1 protein-coding gene is annotated in these 438 nt (G+C 64.6%); it reads left to right on the forward strand.

All coding sequences use genetic code 11. The features are described from left to right. Positions 1 to 421 (forward strand): MMPL family transporter (locus tag RM844_RS32885; RefSeq protein ID WP_311671089.1); only part of this gene is annotated, 421 nt, incomplete at its 5' end. Positions 422 to 438: the final 17 nt, after the last annotated feature.

The following is a 438-nucleotide window of genomic DNA, read 5'->3' on the forward strand; positions in this document are numbered from 1 at the left end:
CCAGATCAACTGGGTGGTACTGGCGATGTCCGTCATCGTCCTGCTGGCGGTGGGCTCGGACTACAACTTGCTGCTGGTTTCTCGGATGAAGGAAGAGATCCACGCGGGCATCAACACCGGCATCATCCGGGCGATGGCGGGGACCGGCAAGGTTGTGACGGCCGCGGGTCTGGTGTTCGCGGCCACGATGGCGTCGATGATCGTCAGTGACCTGCTCACGATCGGTCAGGTGGGCACCACGATCGGCCTCGGATTGCTGTTCGACACGCTGATCGTGCGCGCGTTCATGACCCCGTCGATCGCAGCGCTTCTGGGCCGCTGGTTCTGGTGGCCCCAGCAGGTGCGTCCGCGTCCGGCCAGTGCGATGCTGCGGCCGATGGGTCCGCGTCCGCTGGTGCGCAACTTGATGTTGAGGGATTAGCGGCGGCTGCATGACTG

The organism is Streptomyces chisholmiae (genome assembly GCF_031845445.1).
GTDB lineage: Bacteria > Actinomycetota > Actinomycetes > Streptomycetales > Streptomycetaceae > Streptomyces > Streptomyces chisholmiae.